The organism is Aquamicrobium terrae (assembly GCF_040545735.1).
Lineage (GTDB): Bacteria > Pseudomonadota > Alphaproteobacteria > Rhizobiales > Rhizobiaceae > Mesorhizobium > Mesorhizobium terrae_A.
Genome location: NZ_JBEPML010000004.1, coordinates 159,452 through 180,696, shown reverse-complemented (window position 1 = coordinate 180,696; position 21,245 = coordinate 159,452). Strand labels below are relative to the sequence as shown.

Below are 21,245 nucleotides of genomic sequence, written 5' to 3'. Positions count from 1 at the left end.
CCTTTTTGTATGGATATCGGGCCGTTTCGTTCAGCGCCCTTCATAGGGTTTGCCGACCTCGCGCGGCGCCCGGCCGCTTTCCGCGAATGCAAGCACGCAGACGGTCAGCACATAGGGGATCATCAGATAAAGATGCGGGTTGCCGCCGAGCACCTGGGTGCGCAGGGCCAGCGCCTCGCCGATGCCGAACAGCAGGCAGCCGAACAGCGTCCAGCGCGGATACCAGCGCCCGAAATACACCGCCGCCAGCGCGATGAAGCCGCGGCCTGCGGTGATGTCGTCGGAGAAGGAGCGCACCCAGCCCACGGTCAGCGCGGCACCCCCCAGCCCCGACAGGCCGCCGGCGATCGCCAGCGCCACGGTGCGGACCCACGGCACGTTGAGACCCGCCGAATTGGCAGCCTTGACGCTCTGCCCCACCGAGCGCAGCAAGAGGCCCGGCGCGCTGTGGAACAGCACATACCAGACGACCGCGTAGAGGATGATCGCAAGCCAGGCCAGCGGCGGGACGGAGAACAGGAAGGTGGCCACTGCATTGTCCGTCGCCCAGGCGGGCACGGTCCAGTCGATGGTCGGGCTCATCTGCTGGAGATCGTCGGCGGTGACGCGGAAGATGAAGCTGGTGACGCCGATCGCGGCGATGTTCATCGCCAGCCCCATGACCACCTGATCGGTGGGTATCCAGACGATGAGGGCGGCCGAGACGAGACCCGCGACCACGCCGGCGGCAAGCCCGCACATCATGCCCATCCATGGGTCGCCGGTGTAGACCGCGCCCAGTATGCCGAACAGCGCACCGCACAGCATCACGCCCTCGACCCCCAGGAACAGCACGCCGGCGCGTTCCGCGATCAGCACGCCGAGGGCGACGATCATAAGCGGGGTGGCGATGCGCAGGGCGGACAGAAGGAATTCGGGATCGAATATCAACGGCTTGCTCCCGGCAAGGACATCATCTTGAAGAAGTGGGTCGAGCGCACGGCCAGCAGCAGCAGCACCGGAACCGATTGCAGCAGGAAGACGAGCGCGGCCGGCACGCCGGTCATAGCCTGCATGTTGCGGCCGCCGATCTCGAGGCCGGCCAGCAGCAGCGCCGCGAAGATCACGCCGACCGGGTTGCGGCCCATGAGCGCCGCCAATATGCCGAGGAAGCCCCACGGCTTGGCCCAGTGCTCGGCTACCTGGAAGACCACGCCAAGCGCCTGGATGCCCCCGGCAATGCCGCCGATGGCGCCGGCCACCAGCACCGCCTTGGCCAGCGTGGCGCCGGTGCGCATGCCGAGCGCCCCGGCCGCGCTCGGATTGCCGCCCAGAGCGTCGAGGCGGAAGCCGAAAACGGTGTGCTTCAGGATCCAGCCGGCCGCGACGATGATCGCCACGGCAAGGAACACGCCGACATGCACGACCATGACGGGCAGGCGATAGTCGGCCGGGATCAGGTTGGATTCGGCGAAGAAGGAGTCCGGCTGCTGCATCGGGCCGGTGACCATGGCAAGCACGAACTCGATCGCGACGAAATTCAGCATCACCGTCGTCGTCACCTCATTGGCCCCGCGCTTGACCTTGAGCACCAGCGACGGTGCGATCAGCAGCATGCCGGCCAGCGCCGACACAACCAGCGCCAGCGGGATCATCAGGGGTGCCGGCAAGGTGAAGGTGGTGGTGACGAAGACCGCGGCGAGCGCGCCCAGTTGCAGGTGGCCCTGCGCGCCGATGTTGAAGAAGCCGGCCTTGAAGGGAATGAGGAAGGCCAGCCCGCACAGCGCCGTCGGCGTCGCCTCGATCACCGTCTCGACGATCGCCTGCCGGCTGCCGACCACACCCTCCACCATGGCGGAAAGCGCCGCCAGCGCGTCGCCGCCGATCAGTTCGACAAGGCCGGCCACGAGCAGCATGGCCGCCAGCAGCGACAGGACGAAGATGCCTATGTCGCTGAATAGCTGAAAGCCATCGAAACGCATGGAGATTTGCGGCGTCTTCAACTGAACCCTCCAGGCTGGTGCACCATCGCCGGCGACGAACCGCGTCGAGGCCCACCCGAAAGGCTGGCCACGGCGATTGCATCTTCTGCTACGCTGCTTTCATTATCGTGGACACCGATTTTGCAAGTCGTGCCCGAACCCCTTTGTTGGCTGCATCACAAAACCAATCGACTGATAAAACAATCCAAAAAATTGACACTATAGTTTTGATCGACTCATCAATTGCCGGTTTCTCCATGCCATGAGCCGCAGCCGCCGTGGCAACAGGGGGCCTCCCTGGGGGTGGCTGGAGCGAGGTATGAAAGGTTCTAGAGCCAGCCGCCGGTGAAGCCGGCCTGGCGCAGGCCGGCGACGATGGCCGGCGCCTCGCGCATCAGCCGCCACGGGAAACCGCTGCGGTGGTTCTCGATCATCAGCACCACCGGCCCCTGATTCACGCTGACAAGGGCGGGCGAAACCCAACCGGGGTCGGCATCGTCCATGCCGGCCCATGTCGGGTTGAAGCTGGCGGTGAAACGGCAGCGCTCACCCTCGCCGGTCCCGGAACGATGATAGTGGCGCACCAGCGGCTCCACGATCTGCGGCGCGAAGGGCAGCGAGGCGACAGCCGCCCAGGGCGACAGCGTGCCGTCGTCCGGCCCATAGGGCACGCCGCGCGCGGCATAGCCGTAGAAGCGCTGCCTGACGCCGGCGACGGTCCGGCGCGACGGTCCCGGCCCGTCGCCGGCGGAAAAGCCCCAGCCCTCTGCATGATAGCCCCTAAAACCTTTCGGGTTGCGGATCGCATAGTCACGCTGGAGGTAGACGGCGGCGCGGCTGTTCTCGAAATAGTCGAAGCGGCGCGCGCGCATGAATTCGTCGGCTATGCCGCGAAAATCGATCCACAGATGCGAAAGCTGGTGCACGAAAAGCGGCCCGGCATAGAGAAGCTCCTGCCCGTAGACGCGCCGCCAGCGCAGTGTCGACAGCCATGCGCGATAGCTTTCCGGCGGCAGCGGAAAGCTGGGCGAGCCGAGGCCAAGAATGTAGAGGATCAGCGCTTCGTTATAGCCCTCCCAGCGATAGCGCAGGAAGCCGCGTTCCGGCCGCCAGCCATGGCTGACGGTGGCGCCGCCATCCAGCGCCCAGCGCCAGTCGACGCGGCGGTAGAGTGCATCGGCAAGGTTGCGGATTTCGGCTTCGGCCTCGTCGTCGCGGTCGAAATAGCGCGCGGCCGCCAGCACGCCGGCCATCAAAAGGGCGGTGTCGATGGTTGACAGCTCGCTCTTCCAGGCGCGCCGGCCGGTTTCCATGTCGAGGAAATGGTAGAAGAACCCCTTGTAGCCGCTCGCGTCCGGTTCCGGCCCCTGCGGCGCCCGCCACAGGAAGCGCAGGGCCGTCAGCGTTCGCGCGCCCGCCGCCGCACGGGCCATCCAGTTGCGCTCAACGCCCACCGGCCAGATGCTCAGCGCCAGCCCCACGGCCGCGATGCTGGCCGGCGAACCGGGCCGCGAACTGTCGGCGACAAGGCCGTTCCCTACATTGGTCGCGCCCAGGAAATAGGCGAACGACCGGAACTGGATGTCGTCGAGGAGGGTGTCGAAGGCAATGTCACGGGCAATGGCGTCCATGGCCATGCATATAGCGGCTTTGGCGGACTATGCGCAGCCGGAATGGGATAGACGGCCACGATCAGCAGCCCGGTCAGCGATGGGCCCGCACTTCCTCGATGCCGCGCTTGAACGGAGCGGCCTTGCGCGGTTCCGGCGCAGCCGAGGAGATCAGGCGCGAAACCTCAAGGAGCTGCGGCGCCAATTCCTCCTCCATCCGCTGGAGGCTCCAGCGGCTGCTCGGCGCTGACATGTTGATGACGGCGACCGGTTCGCTATTGTGGCCGCGGATGACGATGCCTATGCCCAGATCGCCCTGGTAGTATTCGCCATTGGCCGTGGCATATCCCTGCTGGCGGGCCTTCTCCACCAGATCAAGCAGTTCCTGCCGGTCGGTGACCGTGGTCGGGGTGAATTTCTCCAGCGACGAGCGGTCGATGATGTCGGCGGCCTCGTCCTGCGACAGCGCCGCCAGATAGGCGCGGCCGGCGGATGTGCAGAACATCGGCAGGCGGCGGCCGATGGGCATGTAGACCGGCATGTAATGGAAGCCGGGGAAGCGGCCGACATAGACCATGTCCGTGCCGTCCGGCTCGGAAATGTTGATGTTCTCGCCGCATTTGCGGTTGAGTTCCAGCAGATAGGGACTGGCGCGTTCGAGAACCGGATCGATCAGAAGATAGCGATAGCCGAGTTCGATGACCTTGGGCGTCAGCGCATAGCGCTTCGTTTCCGGATTCTTGCGAAGATAACCCAGTGTCTCCAGGGTAAAGGCGAACCGTTGCACGGCACTTTTGCTCATGCCGGTCTCCGCCGCCAGTTCCGGAAGGTTCATTTCCCTCCGGCCGGGTCCGAAGGCAAGGATGACCGCCAGTCCCTTGGCAAACGACTGGATATAGAGCCGGTTCGCCGGCTCCTCTTCTTGCAACATCACCTTGCTATCCATGTCATCCTCGAAAATGCCGCAGGTCAGGCTGGAGGATCGGTCCCGTCGCGCTGAAAGGACAGGACAATTCCCTCCTAAGCACCCGTTTCCCCGGCCCCTTCCGATTCATCTAACGAGCTTGACATCGCGCTGTCAACGATCTAACCATTCTATTATGCGATTTAGATAAATCGCTATGCGATACAGATAAGCTGAAAAAGCACAGTATGAGGGAGGATACAATGTACTGTTCGCGGAGAAGTTTTCTGGGGCAGGCCGCCAGCCTCGCCGCTGTTCTCGCCCTGCCCAAAGCGGCCGGCGCCCAGGGTGCCGACAAGGTGCTGACGATCGGCAGCCAAAGCATGCGCACGCTGAACCCGGCGATCCAGCCCGGCAACGCCACCGGCGTGCCCGGAACGCAGATATTCGCCGGGCTGGTGCAGCTCGACGCCGCCTTCGCGCCGGTGCCTTATCTGGCGAAGAGCTGGGAAGTGTCGACGGACGGCATGGAATACCGGTTCGAACTGGTCGACAACGCCGTCTTCCATGACGGGCGGCCGATCAAGGCCAGCGACGTGGTGTTCTCGATCGAGACGGTGAAGGCTTCGCATCCGCTGATGTCGGTCACCTACGGCGCGATCCTGGAAGGCGCAAAGGCGCTGGACGACCGCACCGTCTCGATCCGCGTCAAGAAGCCGTTCGTCGGCCTGTTCGGCCTGTTGACGCCGGCGCTCACCCCCATCCTTCCCGAACATGTCTATGGCGGCGCCGGCGGGCCGATCCAGACCAACCCTGCCAACAATGCGCCGGTGGGGTCGGGACCCTACAAATTCGTGGAATGGCGCCAGGGCGAGCATGTGATCCTCGACCGCCATGCCGATTATTTCCGTCCCGAGGCGCCCTATTTCGACCGGCTGGTCTTCAAGCTGATCGAGGATTCCCTGACCAAGGCACTGTCCATGGAGAAGGGCGACATCGACTATCTGCCCTTCTCGTTCCTGCGCGTGAACGACCTGAAGCGGCTGTCGGAGAACGAATCCCTGGTCGTGACCAACAAGGGCTACGAGGCGCTGGGGCCGGTCAACTATCTCGAACTGAACCTGCGCGAGGCTCCCTTCAACGACATCCGCGTGCGCCAGGCAATCGCCCACGCCATCGACAAGGAATTCATCTCCAACACGCTGCACAATGGCCTGTCGCGGCCGCTCGACGGCCCGCTCCACAGCGGCAATGCCTACTTCGCCGGCGATGCGCTCGCCCGCTATCCCTTCGATCTCGACAAGGCCAACCAGCTTCTGGACGAGGCCGGGCTCGCCCGTACAAGCGGCGACATCCGCATCCAGCTCACCCTCGACGTGCCCACCTTCGAGCCCGACAGCATGCAACTGGTGGCCGACTACCTGAAGTCGCAGCTTCGGCGGGTCGGCATCGACGTGCAGATCCGCAAGAGCACCGACCTCGCCGACTGGTCGAGCAAGGTCAGCCAGTGGGACTACCAGATGACCATGAACTCCACCTGGAACTGGTCGGACCCGGTGGTCGGGGTCAACCGCTCCTTCCTGTCGTCCAACATCAAGAAGCAGATCTGGACCAACACCGAAGGCTATGCCAACCCGAAGGTGGATGAGCTGCTGGCCGAGGCGGCCATCGAAAACGATCCGGCCCGGCGCAAGGAAATGTATGCGCAGTTCCAGAAGATCGTCAGCGAGGACCTGGCCTTCATCTGGACGAACGAGGGCATCTACACCACCGTGTACAACAAGAAGCTCGCCAACGTGCCGGCGAGCGTGTTCGGCGCCCTCGCTCCCTTCGACGAGATCCGTCTCGCCTGAGGGACAGCCACGACGCAGCACGATCCTGCCGCCTCGCCCGATGGGCGGCGGGGCCTATGAACCATCGATCCCAAGACCCGGAGCGAGCTGACAATGATTTCTCTTTCCGCAGATGTCGGCGGCACATTCACGGACGTCGTGCTTGCCGACAGCGCCAGCGGCAGGACCTATGCCGACAAGGTCCTCACCACGCCGGGCACCAGCGACGCCATCGTCAGCGGTATATTGCGGCTCAGCGCGCGCGCCGGCGTGAAGCCTTCTGACATCGACATCTTCGTGCACGGTTTTACCATCGCCACCAATGCCTGGCTGACGCGCAGCGGCGCGCGTGTGGTGCTGGCCGTTACCCGCGGCTTTCGCGACGTGCTGGAGATTGCCACCCAGCGCCGCAGCCTGCCCTATTCGCTGACGCAGACGCGAACCACGCCGCTGGCGCCACGCTCGCGCGTGGTCGAGGTGGACGAGCGCATGGATGCTTTCGGCGCGGCGGTGGTGCCTTTGTCCGAACAAGAGGCCGCCCGCGCCGCCGATGCGATACTGGCGCTGAAGCCGGAAGCGGTGGCGATTAGCCTCCTGTTCAGCCATCTCGACCCCGCCCATGAGGACATGCTGGCAGAGGCCCTGCACAAGTGCGCACCCGACCTGCCGGTCTACCGCAGCTCGGTCATCAACCCGCAGATCGAGGAGTATCCGCGCACCAACACCACGGTCACCGCGGCCTATGTCGGCCCGGCCGTGGACGAGTACATCCGCAAGCTGGAGACCGCCCTGCCCGCCATCGGCATGGACGCGCCGGTCCTGCTGATGCGCAGCGACGGGGGCGTCTCGACCATCAAGGCGGCGCGCGACAACCCGGCCACCATGCTGCTGTCGGGGCCGGCGGGTGGCGTCGTGGCCGGCTGCGCCATCAGCCGCGAGCACGGTATCCCCAACATCATCACCTTCGACATGGGCGGCACCTCGGCCGATTTCTCGCTGATTGCCGACGGTGCGGCCGTGACCGCCAATGAACGCCTGATCAACGGCGAGGTGCTGCGGCTGACGACGCTCGACATTCCCACCATCTCGGCCGGCGGCGGCTCCATAGGCTCGGTGGACCTGGGCGGCGCCATCCGTGTCGGCCCGGCTTCGGCGGGGTCGGTGCCGGGTCCCGCCTGCTACGGGCGCGGCGGCACCTTGCCGACCCTGACTGACGCGGCACTGGTGCTCGGCCTGCTCGATGCCGACGAATATCTCGGCGGCGAGATGCGGCTGGATCCCGACAAGGCACGGGAGGCCATCAGATCGGCGATCGCCGACCGGCTGTCGATCACGGTGGAGGATGCCGCCTATGCGATGGTCACCATCGCCAATGCGCAGATGGCGCAGGCCATCCGCAGTCTCTCGGTCGAACGCGGCCACGACCTGCGCGAGTTCTCGCTGCTTGCTTTCGGCGGCGCCGGATCGGTCTTCGCACCCTTCCTGGCGGCCGACCTTGAGATGCGCGACATCGTCATCCCCGCCCGGCCCGGCGTGTTCTCGGCCTCCGGCCTTCTCTTGAGCGACATCCGCTACACGTTCCAGATTCCGTTCCTGGCGCAAATCGACACCGTCGAGGAGCGCGGCCTGAACGACGCCGCCGACGGCATGCGCGAACTGGCCCGGCAGGCTTTCGACCGTGACGGCGTTGCCCTGAAGGACCGGCAGGTCCGGTACTATGCCGACATGCGCTATGTCGGCCAGGTGCATGAGTTGACCCTGCCGCTCGAGGACGATGACGGGACCATCCGCTGGAACGTCGAGCAACTGGCGGCGCAATTCAGCCAGGCACATGAGAGGGCCTATGGTTTCGCCGACGTCTCCATTCCATGCGAGGTCGTGAACCTCAGGCTGGAAGGCATCGGCAAGGTGCAGAAACCGAAGACTGAGAACGCGCTGGCCGAGGCAAGCGCCGCCCCGGCGCAAAACGGCAAGCGCAGCGTCTATCTGGGTCCCAAGCTCGGCTATCGCGAAGCCACGGTGCACCGCCGTGACAGCCTGCGCGAGGGCACCCGGCTGCCCGGCCCGGCCATCATCAACCAGCCCGACACCACAATTTTCGTGTTGCTCGGACAGGAAGCCGAAGTGGGCCTGAACGGCGTGCTGCGGATCAAAGCGGTCAGTGGGGAGAATTGAGATGTCCGCAATTGCCGATATCATCGACCGCGACGTCTTCCGGTATCAGTTGGCGGCCATCGCCGAGGAAATGTCGGCAGCGCTGCGGCGCTCGGCCTTCTCCCCGATCATCTGGGACATGCTGGACTATTCCTGTGCGCTGATCGCGCCGCATGGCGAAATGCTGGCGCAAGCCGACACCATCCCGGCCCAGCTCGGCATCCTGACCTATGCGCTGCAGGGCATCGTCAAGGAAATTCCGCTGGAGACCTGGCGGCCCGGCGACGTGCTGGTCTGCAACGACCCCTATAAGGGCTGCACCCACACGCCCGACATCGTGCTGCTGAGCCCGGTGTTCCATGGCGACGAGATCATCGCCATCGCCGCGACGGTGGCCCACCATGTCGATATCGGCGGCAAGCTGCCCAGCACCACCGCGCCCGACAATCTCGAGGTCTTCGCCGAGGGGCTGATCTTCCCGCCCATGCATCTGGTGCGCGAGGGTGTCCAGAACGAGACGGCCTTCAGGTTCATCGCCGCGAACGTGCGCAATCCGCGCGCCTGCACCGGCGACATCCGCGCCCAGATCGCCGGCTGCCGCACCGGCGAGCGCCGCGTCGCCAAGCTGCTGGAGCGCTATGGCGTCGAGCGCTTCAAGGCCCTGGTGGGCGAGTGCCTCAACTATGGCGAGCGCTTCATGCGCAACGCGATCGCCGCGATACCCGACGTCACCCGATCCGCCGAAATCTGGATCGAGGACGATGTGTCCAGCAAGGAGCCGATCCGGCTGTCGGTCACCGTCTCCATCCATGGCGACGAGATCGAGGTCGATTTCTCCGGTACGGACATGCAGCGCCGCAACGCCTTGAACTGCCCGGTCGCCTCGACCTATTCGATGACCCTCTACGCCATTCGCTGTGTCATCGGCATGGAAACGTTGAGCAATGGCGGCTGCAACCGGCCGATCGCGATCAAGGTGCCGGCAGGCAGCTTCCTCAACCCGCACCGGCCGGCGGCGGTCGGAAACCGGCACTACGCCCAGCAGGCGGTTGCCGACGTCGTGCTCAAGGCGCTGGCCGATCTGGTGCCCGAACGCTCGTCGGCAGGCTGCCACATCTCCTTCCCCTCCTTCCGGGCCGGGGGGTTCGACACCCGTCCGCAGACCGCCGAGCGCTACGGGGAAGCCCGCTACTTCATCGTCCATGACATCATCGGCGGCGGCATGGGCGGCCACGCCCGGGGCGACGGCTTGCAAGCCGTCGACACCCATGGCGGCAATTGCGGTGTGTTGTCGGCCGAGGTTTTCGAGACCACCAGCCCGGTGCGCATCCGGCGCTCGGAGCTGATCGAGGGATCGGGCGGCGCCGGCACCCATCGCGGCGGCCTCGCCATGCGCCGCGACTACGAACTGCTTGCCGACAATCTTATGGTCAGCGTGTTCTTCCAGCAGGGCGACGGCAGGACGGCGCCCTGGGGCTCGGAAGGCGGCGAGCATGGCCGTCCCGCCGGCGCCATCCTCAACCCCGACAAGGACGGCGGCCGCAAACTGTCGTCCAAGGAGATCGGCCTGCCGCTGAGCGCGGGAGACGTGGTGCGTCTCGAAAGCGCGGGCGGCGGCGGCTGGGGCATCGCAGCCAACCGCGACGCGGGGCTGGCCGCGCTCGACGCGGCCGAACGTTACGCCTAGCGAGGATACGACGTTGAGCTTCAACCCGCCGGTCTTCGAGGACCCCGCCAGAGACAGTTTCGAAACCTCCCTCTGGCACGAAACGGCCATCGCCGTGCCCCGCTATCCGAAGCTGTCGGGTCGGCAGAAAGCCGAAGTCGTCGTCATCGGCAGCGGCTATACGGGTCTTTCCGCCGCCATCGACCTTGCCGCGCAGGGCAAGGACGTGGTCGTGCTCGACGCGCGCGAGCCGGGCTTCGGCGCCTCCGGTCGCAATGGCGGGCAGGTCATTCCCGCCTTCAAATACGATCCCGACGGCATCGCCAAGGTCTATGGCGAGGAGCTGGGCGAGGCCGTCCTGGACATGGTTTCGAAGACGGCCGACGTGGTCTTCGACCTGGTGCGCCGCTTCGACATTGCCTGCGATCCGCGGCAGACGGGCTGGATACAGGCCGCCTATGGTTCGAGCGGCATCGACAAGGTAAAGTCGCGCCACCGGCAGTGGCAGCAACGCGGCGCGCCGGTCGAGCTTCTGGAGCGGGATGAACTCGCGCGCCAGACCGGCACCGGCCTCTACCCGCTGGGCGTCCTGTTCCGCAACGGCGGTACGGTGCAGCCGCTCAGCTATGCGCGCGGCATGGCGATCGCCGCCGCGTCGATCGGTGCCCGGATTCTTGCGTATTCGTTGGTTCGGGCCATCGAGCCGGATGCATCGGGCTGGCGGGTGAGCACCGCCGACGGCTCGGTCACCGCCGCGCGGGTCATCATCGCCACCAATGGCTACAACACGCCCATCTGGCCGGGGCTGCGCGAATCCGTGGTGCCGCTCTATTCCATGCAGATCGCATCCCCGCCGCTGCCGCCGGAGCTGAGCCGGCAGGTGCTGCCCGTCGTCGAGGCGATGGCCGATACCCGCCGCCTGGTGTGGTATTTCCGCAAGGACCGCGACCACCGCTTCGTCATCGGCTCGCGCGGGCCGTTCAAGGCGCGGCCCAGCGAAAGCGATGCCCGCACCCTGGTCGAGGCGGCGTGCAAGCTGTTCCCGGCGCTGCGCGACACTGCTTTCCCCTATCGCTGGGCCGGACGCGTGGCCATGACGACCGACCAGATCCCGCATCTGCACCAGCTCGCCCCCGGCGTGTTCGCCGCGCTTGGCTGCAACGGCCGTGGCGTCGGCATGGGAACGATGATGGGCAAGATCCTCGCCGCCGCCTCCATGGGCGCGGAACGGCAAGTGCTGCCCTATCCGGTTTCGGAGCTTCACCCCATCCCCTTCCACGCCTTCCACCGGGTTGGCGTGCACGCCATGATCACCTGTTATCGCATGCTGGACCAGTTCTCCTGAACGGCACCGCCAGCGCATTCGAGGAAGCCATGAAAAGCGCCACCGCCGAAACAAACGCCCCCGACCTGACCGCCGCCGGACTCGGCCTCGAGGATGCCGCGCTGCTGCGCGACCGCTGCTTCGTCGGCGGTCACTGGATGGAGGCCGACGACGGCCGCCGCTTCGAGATCCGCAACCCGGCCGACGGATCGCTCGTCGCCACGGTGCCGGATCTCGGTCGCGCCGAGGTTCGCCGGGCGATCGAGGCGGCCAACGCGGCCTGGCCGCAATGGCGGGCCAGCACCGGCAAGCAGCGTGCCGCGATCCTGAGGAAATGGGCCGATCTGATGGCGGCGCATCGCGAGGATCTCGCGCGCCTGCTCACCGCCGAGCAGGGCAAGCCGCTGAAGGAGGCACGCGGCGAGATCGACTATGCGATGTCATTTCTTGAATGGTTTTCCGAGGAAGCCAAGCGCATCTACGGCGACACCATTCCCGCCCCGCATGGCGACCAGCGCATCGTCGTCATCAAGCAGCCGATCGGCGTCAGCGCCGCCATCACGCCGTGGAACTTCCCATCTGCCATGATCACCCGCAAAGCCGGCGCCGCGCTGGCCGCAGGCAGCCCCATGGTGGTCAAGCCGGCCGAGCAGACACCGCTTTCGGCGCTGGCCCTCGCCGTGTTGGCGGAGCGCGCCGGCCTGCCTGCCGGCCTGTTCAGCGTCGTCACCTCGTCCAGCCCGCAGGAGGTCGGCGCCGAACTCACCGGCAATTCGATCGTGCGCAAGGTCTCGTTCACCGGCTCCACCGCGGTCGGCAAGATCCTGATGCGGCAATGCGCCGACACAGTGAAGCGCGTCTCGCTGGAGCTGGGCGGCAACGCCCCCTTCATCGTGTTCGACGACGCCGATCTCGATGCCGCCGTCGAGGGGCTGATCGCCTCGAAATTCCGCAATGCCGGCCAGACCTGCGTGTGTGCCAACCGTATCTATGTACAAAGCGGCATCTACGCTGATTTTGCCGCGCGGCTAGCCGTACGGGTCAAGGCGATGCGGGTCGGCGCTGGCACCGATCCCGAGGTCGACCAGGGGCCGCTGATCGACGAGGCGGCGATGCGCAAGGTGGAGACGCATCTCGGCGACGCCCGCGCCAAGGGCGCTGCGGTGGCCGCCGGCGGCAGCCGGCATGCGCTGGGCGGCACCTTCTTCGAACCTACGGTGCTGACCGGTGTGAGCGACGACATGCTGATCGCTTCGGAGGAGACGTTCGGCCCGGTGGCGCCGCTGTTCTCGTTCGAGGACGAGGCCGAGGTGATCGCACGGGCCAACGCCACCCCCTTCGGCCTGTGCTCCTATTTCTACGGACGCGACATCGGCCGCGTCTGGCGGGTCGCCGAGGCGCTGGAATCGGGGATCGTCGGCGTCAACACCGGCATCATCTCGACCGACGTCGCACCCTTCGGCGGCATAAAGGAATCCGGCCTCGGCCGCGAAGGCTCGAAATACGGCGTCGAGGACTATCTGGAGGTCAAGTATATCTGCCTCGCCGGCCTGGGAGGCTGAGCTTCCGGAACGGAGACGCGGTGGCAGGGAGGAACTGCTCATGTCGAGAACATTGATCGCGGCAGGCGGCAGGATCGCAGGCGCCGGCCTGCTGATCCTGGCCGTGGTGACGCTCAATTTCGCCCTCATCCAGCTTGCGCCCGGCGACCCGGTGGAAGCCATCGCCGGCGCGGCCGGCGGCATGAGCGAGGAACTGCGGGCCCAGATCCGTGCCACCTACGGGCTCGATCGGAGCTTCCTCGAGCAATTGCTGGCCTATCTGAAGCAGATATTCTCCGGCAATCTTGGCTATTCCTACTACTTCAACCAGCCGGTGTCGAAGCTGATCCTGCAACGCCTGCCGGCGACCATGCTGCTGGTGCTGAGCGCGCTGGTCATCTCGGTCGGTCTCGGCGTGCTGTTCGGCGTGCTGGCGGCGCGCAAGCCGAACGGGTTGCTCAGCCAGTCGGTCACGTTCCTGTCCCTGGTGGGCTATGCCGCCCCGGTGTTCTGGACCGGCATCGTGCTGACCATCCTGTTTGCGTCCACCTTTCCGATCTTCCCGATCTCGGGCATGCGCAATGCCAGCGCGGGCGGCGGGCTGGTGGCCTCGACGCTCGACGTGCTGTGGCATCTGGTGTTGCCGGCCTCCACGCTCGGCATCGTCTATCTGGCCCAGTACAGCCGCCTGACACGTGCCAGCATGCTGGAGGTGCTGGGCGCCGACTATATCCGCACCGCCCGGGCCAAGGGCGTCGGCGAGATCACGCTGCTGGTCAAGCACGGCCTGCGCAATGCCATGCTGCCGGTCATCACCATGATCGGCATGCAGTTCGGCAACATGATCGCCGGCGCCGTGCTGGTGGAGACGGTGTTCAACTGGCCCGGCCTCGGTCGGCTCGCCTTCGATTCCATCCTGCGCCGCGACTACCCGACCATCCTGGCGATCCTCGCCTGCTCGGCCGCCATGACGATCGTCGCCAATACCCTCACCGACCTCGTCTACCAGCGCGTCGACCCACGCATGAAGGATTCCCAATGACCGATGCGCTCCGACAGCCAGCCACAACCACCGATCCCGTGGACACGACCCGGCCGCGACCGGCCAAGGCCGTGCACCCGGCGCGCGAGACGCTGATCCTTTTCGCCTCGAACCCCGCCGCACTGGCCGGGACGGTGATCCTGGCGTTCATCCTCGCCGTTTCGCTGATCGGCCCGGCGGTGATGGATGCCGATCCCTTCGCCATGGCAGGGGCGCCGATGACGCCGCCCGAACTGTTCGGCGACTACCCGCTGGGCACCGATTATCTGGGCCGCGACGTGCTGACCGGCATCGTCTATGGCGGGCGCCCTACCTTGGCCGTGGGCGCCATCGCCGCCGGTCTCAGCCTCGTCATCGGCATCGGCATCGGGGCGCTCGCCGGCTATTTCGGCGGTCTCGTCGACCAGATGCTCATGAAGCTTACCGAGTTCTTCCAGGTACTGCCGGCACTGCTCTTCGCCATGGTGCTGGTCACGCTGTTCTCCTCGTCGCTGTGGACCGTCGCCTTCGCCATCGGCCTGGCAAGCTGGCCCTCGGTCGCGCGCCTCACCCGCGCCGAATTCAAGCGCATCAGGAAGCTGGACTACGTAACCGCCGACCGGGCCATCGGCGCCACCGACAGCCGGCTGATCTGGCTGGTGGTGCTGCCCAACGCCATGCCGCCGCTGATCGTCTCGGCGGCGTTGAGCATCGGCATTGCCATCCTGCTCTCGGCGGGCCTCAACTTCCTCGGTCTCGGCGATGCCAACACCATGACCTGGGGCCTGATGATCGGCACCAGCCGCGACTACATCCTCGACGCCTGGTGGGCGGTGACCATTCCCGGCGCGGCAATCTTCCTGACCGTACTGGCCATCAGCCTGATCGGCGACGGCCTCAACGATGCGCTCAACCCAAAACTCAGGGAAAGGTGAAGCGCCATGGAGACCCTTTCGAAGCGGATGCCCGCCGGCCAGCAAGCCGATCCGACACTCGACGTGCGCAACCTGAATGTCGCGCTGAAGGGACGCTACGGCACCATAAGAGTGCTCAACGACGTCAGTTTCTCGGTCGGCAAGGGCCAGACGCTGGGCGTGGTCGGCGAATCCGGATGCGGCAAGAGCATGACCCTTTTGGCCGTCATGCGCCTCTTGCCGGGGCAGGCCTCGATCTCGTCAGGCGCGATCCGGTTCGGCGGCGACAACCTGGCCGAGGTTTCCGAGCGACGCATGCGGCAGCTTCGCGGCGACCGTATCTCCATGATCTTCCAGGAGCCCATGACAGCGCTCAATCCCGTCCTTACGGTGGGCGAGCAAATCAGCGAGGCGTTGCGCCTGCATCTCGACATTTCCCGCAAGGCCGCGTGGGATCGTGCCGTGGAACTGTTGCAGGCCGTCCGCATTCCCGCGCCCGAGCGCCGTGTCGGCGAATATCCGCACCAGTTCTCGGGCGGCATGCGCCAGCGCGTCGTCATCGCCATGGCCGTCGCCTGCGAGCCGGACCTCATTCTTGCCGACGAGCCCACCACGGCGCTGGACGTCACTGTGCAGGCCCAGATCTTCGATCAGCTCCGGGAGTTGCAGCAGCGGCTGGAAGCCTCGATGGTGCTGGTCACCCACGACATGGGCGTCATCAGCGAGATGACCCAGCGCGTGGTGGTCATGTATGGCGGGATGTCGATCGAAGCGGGCGATACGGCCGAGATCATGCGCCGGCCTGCCCACCCCTACACGCAGGGCCTCATCGCCTGCCTTCCGGAGCTGGGCCGCACCTCCCGGCAGTCGGGGGTGACCTTGCCGGAAATCGCCGGCGTGGTGCCGCCGCTGCACGAGCTAGGCGCAGGCTGCCCCTTCGCCGCGCGTTGTGCTGCCGCCATGCCGCATTGCTTTACCCGCACACCGCCGACGGTCAGCCTCGGCGAGGCCCACGAAGTCGCCTGCTGGCTCTATTCGACGGAGGAGGCGGCCGCATGAGCACGTTGCTGCAGGTCCGGGACCTCAATGTCCATTTCACGCGCAGGCGGCTCAATCCCTTCGCCCCGCCCTCGAAGGTGCATGCCGTGGATGGGGTTTCCTTCGACATAAGGCGCGGCCGCACGCTGGGCCTCGTCGGCGAAAGCGGATCGGGCAAGTCGACCACCGCGCTCGCGGTGATGCGGCTGGTGCAAGCCACCTCCGGCTCGATCCGGCTCGACGGGCGTGACCTCACCTCGCTCGGCGGCGCCGCACTGCGCAGGAGCCGGGCAGACTATCAGATCATCTTCCAGGACCCCTATTCCTCGCTCAACCCGCGTATGCGCATGGGCGACATCGTGCGCGCGCCGCTCGACCGGATCGGACGCGGCACGGCCACCGAGCGTGAGGAAAAAGTGTCCGAACTCCTCAAAGGAGTTGGTTTAAGGACCGACCAGAGGCAATTGTTTCCCCATCAGTTTTCGGGTGGACAGCGCCAGCGCATCAACATCGCCAGAGCGCTTGCCAGCGGGCCCAAGCTGGTCGTATGCGACGAGCCGGTCTCGGCCCTCGACGTTGCCGTGCGCGCGCAGACGCTCAATCTCCTGCGGCGCCTGCAGGACCAGATGGAGCTGACATACCTGTTCATCTCGCACGACATGGCCGTCGTCGAATATATGTGCGACGACATTGCCGTCATGTACATGGGCAAGATCGTCGAACAGGCCCCGGCCGAGGCCTTCTTCGCGCAGCCTCTTCACCCTTATAGCTGGGCGCTGATGTCTGCGGTGCCGCGCGTTTCCCACGAGCCGGCGCCGGAAAAGCGCACAGTGGTGTTGCAGGGCGATCCGCCCGATCCCGCCAATCCGCCGGCGGGCTGCCGCTTTTCCGCGCGGTGCCCGTTTGCCGAGGCTCGATGCCGGCAAGAGGAACCACCCCTGCGCAGCATCGGGCCGCAGGGCAGGCTGGTCGCCTGCCATCTGGTCAGTGAAACTGGCGTGCCGCCGCAGGCCGCCTCCCGGCCGCTTGCGGCAATCGCTGGCTGAAACCGGCGTCGCCCGATCCGTTCACCCGTGCGGGCGGGGTTTGGCGACCTCGCGAACATGCTTGCGCATCGCCAAGGCGACGCCGATGCGCCGCAGCGGCTCGGGAGGGATCCAGGACGGCCTTGCCCATTCCAGGCAGCCGCGCAGCTTCATCGCCGACAGCCGAGCCCTCCCCGTCGAATGCGATGACATCACGTTGCTCAAGCAACTTGTGCCCGGCGCCGACATCGTGCTGATCTGCGCCAACATGCTTGTCGCGCGCGAGATCGCGGCCGGTGACATGGTTCGGCTGCCGATCCCCAATCTCGCGCCGGCCTACGGCGACTGGGGCATCGTCAAGCTGGCGAGCCGGACGCTGTCGCCTGCGGCGCGGATCATGGTCGATCAGCTCTGCGGGATCATGGCGGAGATGGCGGGCGGGAGACCGGCCGGCGGACCGTAGCCGCTGCGGGTCAGTCCGCACGGCAAGCCTGTTTTCCTTTCCCCGCCGAAGCCTCTATACCGATGGCAGGGGACCCGGCAGAGGCGAGGACATCATTGGCGGCCATCAATTTTCGACATCTGGAGGCGATACGCGCCCTCATCCTGTCCGGTTCGGTCACCGGCGCGGCCACCCGGCTGAACGTCACGCAACCGGCCGTGAGCCACCTGATCCGCGACGCGGAGGAACGGCTGGGCTTCGCGCTGTTCAACCGGGAGCTGGGGCGCCTCTCGCCCACCCGGAAGGCCGAACTGATCCTGGAAATGTTCGAGCGCTCCCTGTCGGGGCTGGAGGCACTCAACGACTATTGCGCCCAGCTCAAGCAGTCGGAGCATCGGCAGGTGGTGATCTCAACGATCCCGAGCTTTGCCGCCGCGGTGCTGCCGCAGATCATCAGGACCTATCGGGACGAGATCGGCCCCGACTTCTTCCTCATCAAGTCGGCCAACACCGAGATGGGTATTGCGTCGGTGCGCTACAATTCGTCCGACCTGGCGTTCGGGGTGAACCTCGACCCCGTGCCGGGCGTGGAATGCGCCACCGTCCACAACTCGCGGGCGCTCTGTTACCTGCCGCCGGGCCACCCGCTCGGCGAAAAGACGGTGATCACGCCGCAGGATCTGGCAGGGCTGCCGATGATCACCCTGTCACGCATGGAAGGCATCGCGCAGTCGATCGCGTCGCGGATACCCGATCATGGCGAGGCGGTGGTGGAATGCCCGGCGGCGATCACCGTCCTGGCGCTGGTCGAGGCCGGGATCGGCTACACGCTGCTCGATCCGATGACGGCCTCCGTATTCCGTTCCGACCGTGTGGTGCTGCGCCAGTTCTCCGAGAACATCCCATTCGACCACAGGATCTACTGGTCGACCTCGAAGCCCATGAGCTTCGATCTGGACAAGGTAATCGCCCTGGCGCGGGACTTTACCGCCGATGCGGTCGGCCGGACCCTGGCAAGGGTTCCGGCTGCCGGCTGAACGGCGGACGCCGTCAGCCGGCCGAGCGGCGCGCGACCAGCCTCTTCACCGCTGCATCCGCCAGCAGCACCAGAACGGTGATGCCGATCAGGAAGGCGCTGACGGCGGCGATGGTCGGCTCCACCTCCATGCGCAGGCTGTTCCAGATGCGCACCGGCAGGGTCTCGGAAGCGACGCCTGACAGGAACAGCGCGATGACCAGCTCGTCGAAGGAGGCGAGGAAGCTGAACAGCGCCGACGACATCAGGGCCGGCAGGACCAGCGGCAGCACGATCCTGCGGAAGACGGTGAGCCGGTCGGCGCCGAGGCTGAGCGCGGCCCTTTCCAGATTGATGTCGACGCCCTGCAGGGCGGACATCAGGATCAGCACCACGATGGGAACCGCCACCACGGAATGGCCGACGGCGATCCACAGCCGCACGCCCACCAGCCCGAGCGGCACCGAGGCGAAGTAGAGCGCGATCGCCGTGATGATGTGCGGCACGATCAGCGGCAGCAGCACGAAGGACAGCATGAGCTGCTTGGCCGGGATGCGGCCGCGCACGAAGGCGTAGGCGCCGAGGAAGCCGAGCACCGTGGAGATGGCGCAGGTCGCACCCGCGATGGTGAGGCTGGCGAACAGGGCGGAGCGCCAGCCGTCATCGCCGAAGAACTTGGCGTACCATTGCAGCGACACCGACGAAGGCGGGAAGGACAGGAAGCGGTCCCCCGAGAAGGACAGGATCACCACGATGACGATGGGCGCCACCAAAGCGGCGCACAGCACGCCGGCGATGCCCTTGACGATTGTGTCTGCGCGCATGGCGGCCTACCCCATCATCTTCTGCAGGTTGGAAAACCGGTAATAGACCGCATAGAGCACCAGCGTGATCGCCAGCAGGAACAGCGACATGATCGAGGCCAGCGGCCAGTTCAGCGTCAGCTCCACCTCGCGCTCGATCAGCATGGCGATCATCATGTCCTGCGGTCCGCCCATCAGGGCCGGGGTGATGAAGAAGCCGATGGACAGGATGAAGACGATCAGGCAGCCCGAGAACACGCCGTGCAGGGTCAGCGGCAGGTAGATGCGCCGGAACGTATAGAAGCCGCTGGCGCCGAGGCTGCGGGCCGCGTGCAGCAGCCGGTCGTCGATGCTCTTCATCGAGGCGTAGAGGGTCAGCACCAGATAGGGCAGCAGCACATAGGTCATGCCGATGACGACGCCGCTGGTGTTGTACATCAATTGCAGCGGGGACGAGATCAGGCCCAGTTGCAGCAGCACCTCGTTGACGAGGCCGTTGCGGCCGAGGATCACCATCCACGAATAGGTCCGCACGATGATGGAGGTGAAATAGGGCAGCACGATGCAGATGACCATCAAGGTCAAGGCAAGGCCGCGCGAGCGCGACATGGCGTAGGCGATCGGATAGGCGATCACCAGCGCAACCAGGGTCACGACCAGCGAGATCCAGTTGGTCTTGATGATGGCGTCGCGGATGGTGGAGGAAAACAGCACCGACTGGATGGCCCGCATCACCTCCGGCAGGCTCTGTCCCGTCTCGCGCAGCGAATTGAAGAAGAACCAGAGCGTCGGCGCCACGAAGACGAGGAGCAGCAGCACCAGCAAAGGCAGCAGCAGGAAGCCGGGATCGACGGCCTTTCGCCGTTTTGCTCCGACTTTCCGGCCCCGGGACATCACGGCAGCGTCAACCATGGCGGAACATCAGGCTGTCGGCGGCGTTCCAGGCCGCGACCACCGCCTCGCCCCGGCGGAAAAGCTCCTGCCCGGCGCTGTTCTGAAGGTCCACGGTCAGCGAAGCGCCGTCGCCGATATCGACATTGTAGCGCACGACATTGCCGAGGAACGAGATGCGCGAGACGGTTCCGGGAAGGACGTTCTCCACCTCGGCGGGATCGTTCCGTTCGCGCAGCAGGGATATCTTCTCGGGCCGCACGAAATGGCCAGCCGGCTCGCGGATGGAGCTGTCGCTGAACGTTCTGGAGGCGCGCAGGCGCCGGCCCGTCGAGGTCTCCAGCATACCTTCCGCGCCGTCATGTAGGCGGCCGCCGATGAGGTTCGCCTCGCCGAGGAAATTGCCGGCGAAGATCGAGCCCGGCTCCTCGTAGACCCGCTTCGGTTCGCCGAGCTGTTCGATCCTGCCGCCGTTCATGATGACGATGACATCCGACATGTTCATCGCCTCCTCCTGGTCGTGGGTGACGTAGACCACCGTCATGCCGAGCCGCTGCTGGATCTCCTTGATCTCGACCTGCATCTGGTAGCGCAGGTTCTTGTCGAGCGCGCCCAGCGGCTCGTCCATCAGCACCACGGGCGGGTGGAAAACGACGGCGCGGGCCAGCGCCACGCGCTGCTGCTGGCCGCCGGACAGCGCCCCCGGCAGGCGTTTCTCGAAACCGGACAGGCGTACGACATCGAGCGCCCAGGCGACGCGTTCGGCGATCTCCGCCGCAGGCAGTTTCCTGACCCTGAGCGGAAATGCGATGTTCTCGGCAACGGAAAGATGCGGGAACAGCGCGTAGTTCTGGAACACCACGCCAAGGTTGCGATGCTGCGCCGGCAGGCCGACGACATCCTGCCCATTGATCAGGATCGACCCGGCGGTCGCCTCGACGAAACCGGCGATCATCATCAGCGTCGTCGTCTTGCCCGAGCCGCTGGGCCCGAGCAGGGATACGAACTCGCCCGAACCGATGTTCAGCGACACGTCCGAGACGACGGTCTGCCGGCCATAGTCCTTGCGCAGCCCTTCCAGCCGGATCGATCCTCCCTGCATGC

General features: G+C 66.0%; 18 protein-coding genes. 11 read left to right on the top strand and 7 right to left on the bottom strand.

Translation table 11 applies throughout. The features are described 5' to 3' along the window. Positions 1-30 precede the first annotated feature (30 nt). From ABID37_RS07960 to ABID37_RS07945, 4 genes are all read right to left on the bottom strand, one after another. A complete protein-coding gene (locus tag ABID37_RS07960; protein ID WP_354193720.1) occupies positions 31-930 on the bottom strand; it encodes an ABC transporter permease in 900 nt (299 codons plus the stop codon). After that, on the bottom strand, positions 927-1,982 hold the full coding sequence (locus ABID37_RS07955) for an ABC transporter permease (protein WP_354193719.1): 1,056 nt from the start codon (positions 1,980-1,982) through the stop codon (positions 927-929). The genes ABID37_RS07960 and ABID37_RS07955 overlap by 4 nt, the downstream gene beginning before the upstream one ends. Before the next feature lie 308 nt (positions 1,983-2,290). Then, the gene (locus ABID37_RS07950) at positions 2,291-3,592 is read right to left on the bottom strand and encodes a glucoamylase family protein (RefSeq protein WP_354193876.1); all 1,302 of its coding nucleotides are present in this window, start codon (positions 3,590-3,592) and stop codon (positions 2,291-2,293) included. 73 nt (positions 3,593-3,665) lie between these two features. After that, positions 3,666-4,517 carry an IclR family transcriptional regulator gene (locus ABID37_RS07945; RefSeq protein ID WP_354193718.1) on the bottom strand — a complete coding sequence of 284 codons (852 nt, stop codon included), beginning with the start codon at positions 4,515-4,517 and terminating at the stop codon, positions 3,666-3,668. A gap of 221 nt (positions 4,518-4,738) precedes the next feature. Here ABID37_RS07945 and ABID37_RS07940 point away from each other — a divergent pair, with 221 nt between their 5' ends. The 11 genes from ABID37_RS07940 to ABID37_RS07890 all read left to right on the top strand — a co-directional run bounded on the left by ABID37_RS07940 (position 4,739) and on the right by ABID37_RS07890 (position 18,469). After that, positions 4,739-6,328 (top strand): ABC transporter substrate-binding protein, encoded by a 1,590-nt coding sequence (locus tag ABID37_RS07940; protein WP_354193717.1) that lies wholly within the window; start codon positions 4,739-4,741, stop codon positions 6,326-6,328. A 93-nt stretch (positions 6,329-6,421) separates the two neighbouring features. Then, complete coding sequence (locus ABID37_RS07935; protein WP_354193716.1) at positions 6,422-8,482, top strand: hydantoinase/oxoprolinase family protein; 2,061 nt, start codon at positions 6,422-6,424, stop codon at positions 8,480-8,482. Between the two features lies 1 nt (position 8,483). After that, on the top strand, positions 8,484-10,148 hold the full coding sequence (locus tag ABID37_RS07930; protein ID WP_354193715.1) for a hydantoinase B/oxoprolinase family protein: 1,665 nt from the start codon (positions 8,484-8,486) through the stop codon (positions 10,146-10,148). A 13-nt stretch (positions 10,149-10,161) separates the two neighbouring features. Then, a complete protein-coding gene (locus ABID37_RS07925; protein WP_354193714.1) occupies positions 10,162-11,472 on the top strand; it encodes an NAD(P)/FAD-dependent oxidoreductase in 1,311 nt (436 codons plus the stop codon). A gap of 29 nt (positions 11,473-11,501) precedes the next feature. Next, positions 11,502-13,013: an NAD-dependent succinate-semialdehyde dehydrogenase gene (locus ABID37_RS07920; RefSeq protein ID WP_354193713.1), complete on the top strand. Its 1,512-nt coding sequence runs from the start codon at positions 11,502-11,504 to the stop codon at positions 13,011-13,013. 40 nt (positions 13,014-13,053) lie between these two features. Further along, positions 13,054-14,034 carry an ABC transporter permease gene (locus ABID37_RS07915; protein ID WP_354193712.1) on the top strand — a complete coding sequence of 327 codons (981 nt, stop codon included), beginning with the start codon at positions 13,054-13,056 and terminating at the stop codon, positions 14,032-14,034. Beyond that, complete coding sequence (locus ABID37_RS07910) at positions 14,031-14,948, top strand: ABC transporter permease (RefSeq protein WP_354193711.1); 918 nt, start codon at positions 14,031-14,033, stop codon at positions 14,946-14,948. Before ABID37_RS07915 ends, ABID37_RS07910 begins: the two co-directional genes overlap by 4 nt. Positions 14,949-14,954: 6 nt before the next feature. Next, entirely contained in the window at positions 14,955-15,986 is a 1,032-nt protein-coding gene (locus tag ABID37_RS07905) for an ABC transporter ATP-binding protein (protein WP_354193710.1), read from the top strand. Continuing rightward, a complete protein-coding gene (locus ABID37_RS07900; RefSeq protein WP_354193709.1) occupies positions 15,983-17,011 on the top strand; it encodes an ABC transporter ATP-binding protein in 1,029 nt (342 codons plus the stop codon). Before ABID37_RS07905 ends, ABID37_RS07900 begins: the two co-directional genes overlap by 4 nt. Positions 17,012-17,072: 61 nt before the next feature. Continuing rightward, positions 17,073-17,453 (top strand): LysR substrate-binding domain-containing protein, encoded by a 381-nt coding sequence (locus ABID37_RS07895; RefSeq protein ID WP_354193708.1) that lies wholly within the window; start codon positions 17,073-17,075, stop codon positions 17,451-17,453. Positions 17,454-17,548: 95 nt separating this feature from the next. Continuing rightward, positions 17,549-18,469, top strand: a complete 921-nt coding sequence (locus tag ABID37_RS07890) for a LysR substrate-binding domain-containing protein (RefSeq protein ID WP_354193707.1) — start codon at positions 17,549-17,551, stop codon at positions 18,467-18,469. A gap of 13 nt (positions 18,470-18,482) precedes the next feature. Here ABID37_RS07890 and ABID37_RS07885 read toward each other — a convergent pair whose 3' ends face one another. From ABID37_RS07885 to ABID37_RS07875, 3 genes are read right to left on the bottom strand one after another with little or no spacing between them, the layout of a single operon-like run. Continuing rightward, positions 18,483-19,271 carry an ABC transporter permease gene (locus tag ABID37_RS07885; RefSeq protein ID WP_354193706.1) on the bottom strand — a complete coding sequence of 263 codons (789 nt, stop codon included), beginning with the start codon at positions 19,269-19,271 and terminating at the stop codon, positions 18,483-18,485. A gap of 6 nt (positions 19,272-19,277) precedes the next feature. After that, positions 19,278-20,162: an ABC transporter permease gene (locus ABID37_RS07880; protein WP_354193705.1), complete on the bottom strand. Its 885-nt coding sequence runs from the start codon at positions 20,160-20,162 to the stop codon at positions 19,278-19,280. Next, positions 20,155-21,243 (bottom strand): ABC transporter ATP-binding protein, encoded by a 1,089-nt coding sequence (locus ABID37_RS07875; RefSeq protein ID WP_354193704.1) that lies wholly within the window; start codon positions 21,241-21,243, stop codon positions 20,155-20,157. The genes ABID37_RS07880 and ABID37_RS07875 overlap by 8 nt, the downstream gene beginning before the upstream one ends. Between the last annotated feature and the right edge of the window lie 2 nt (positions 21,244-21,245).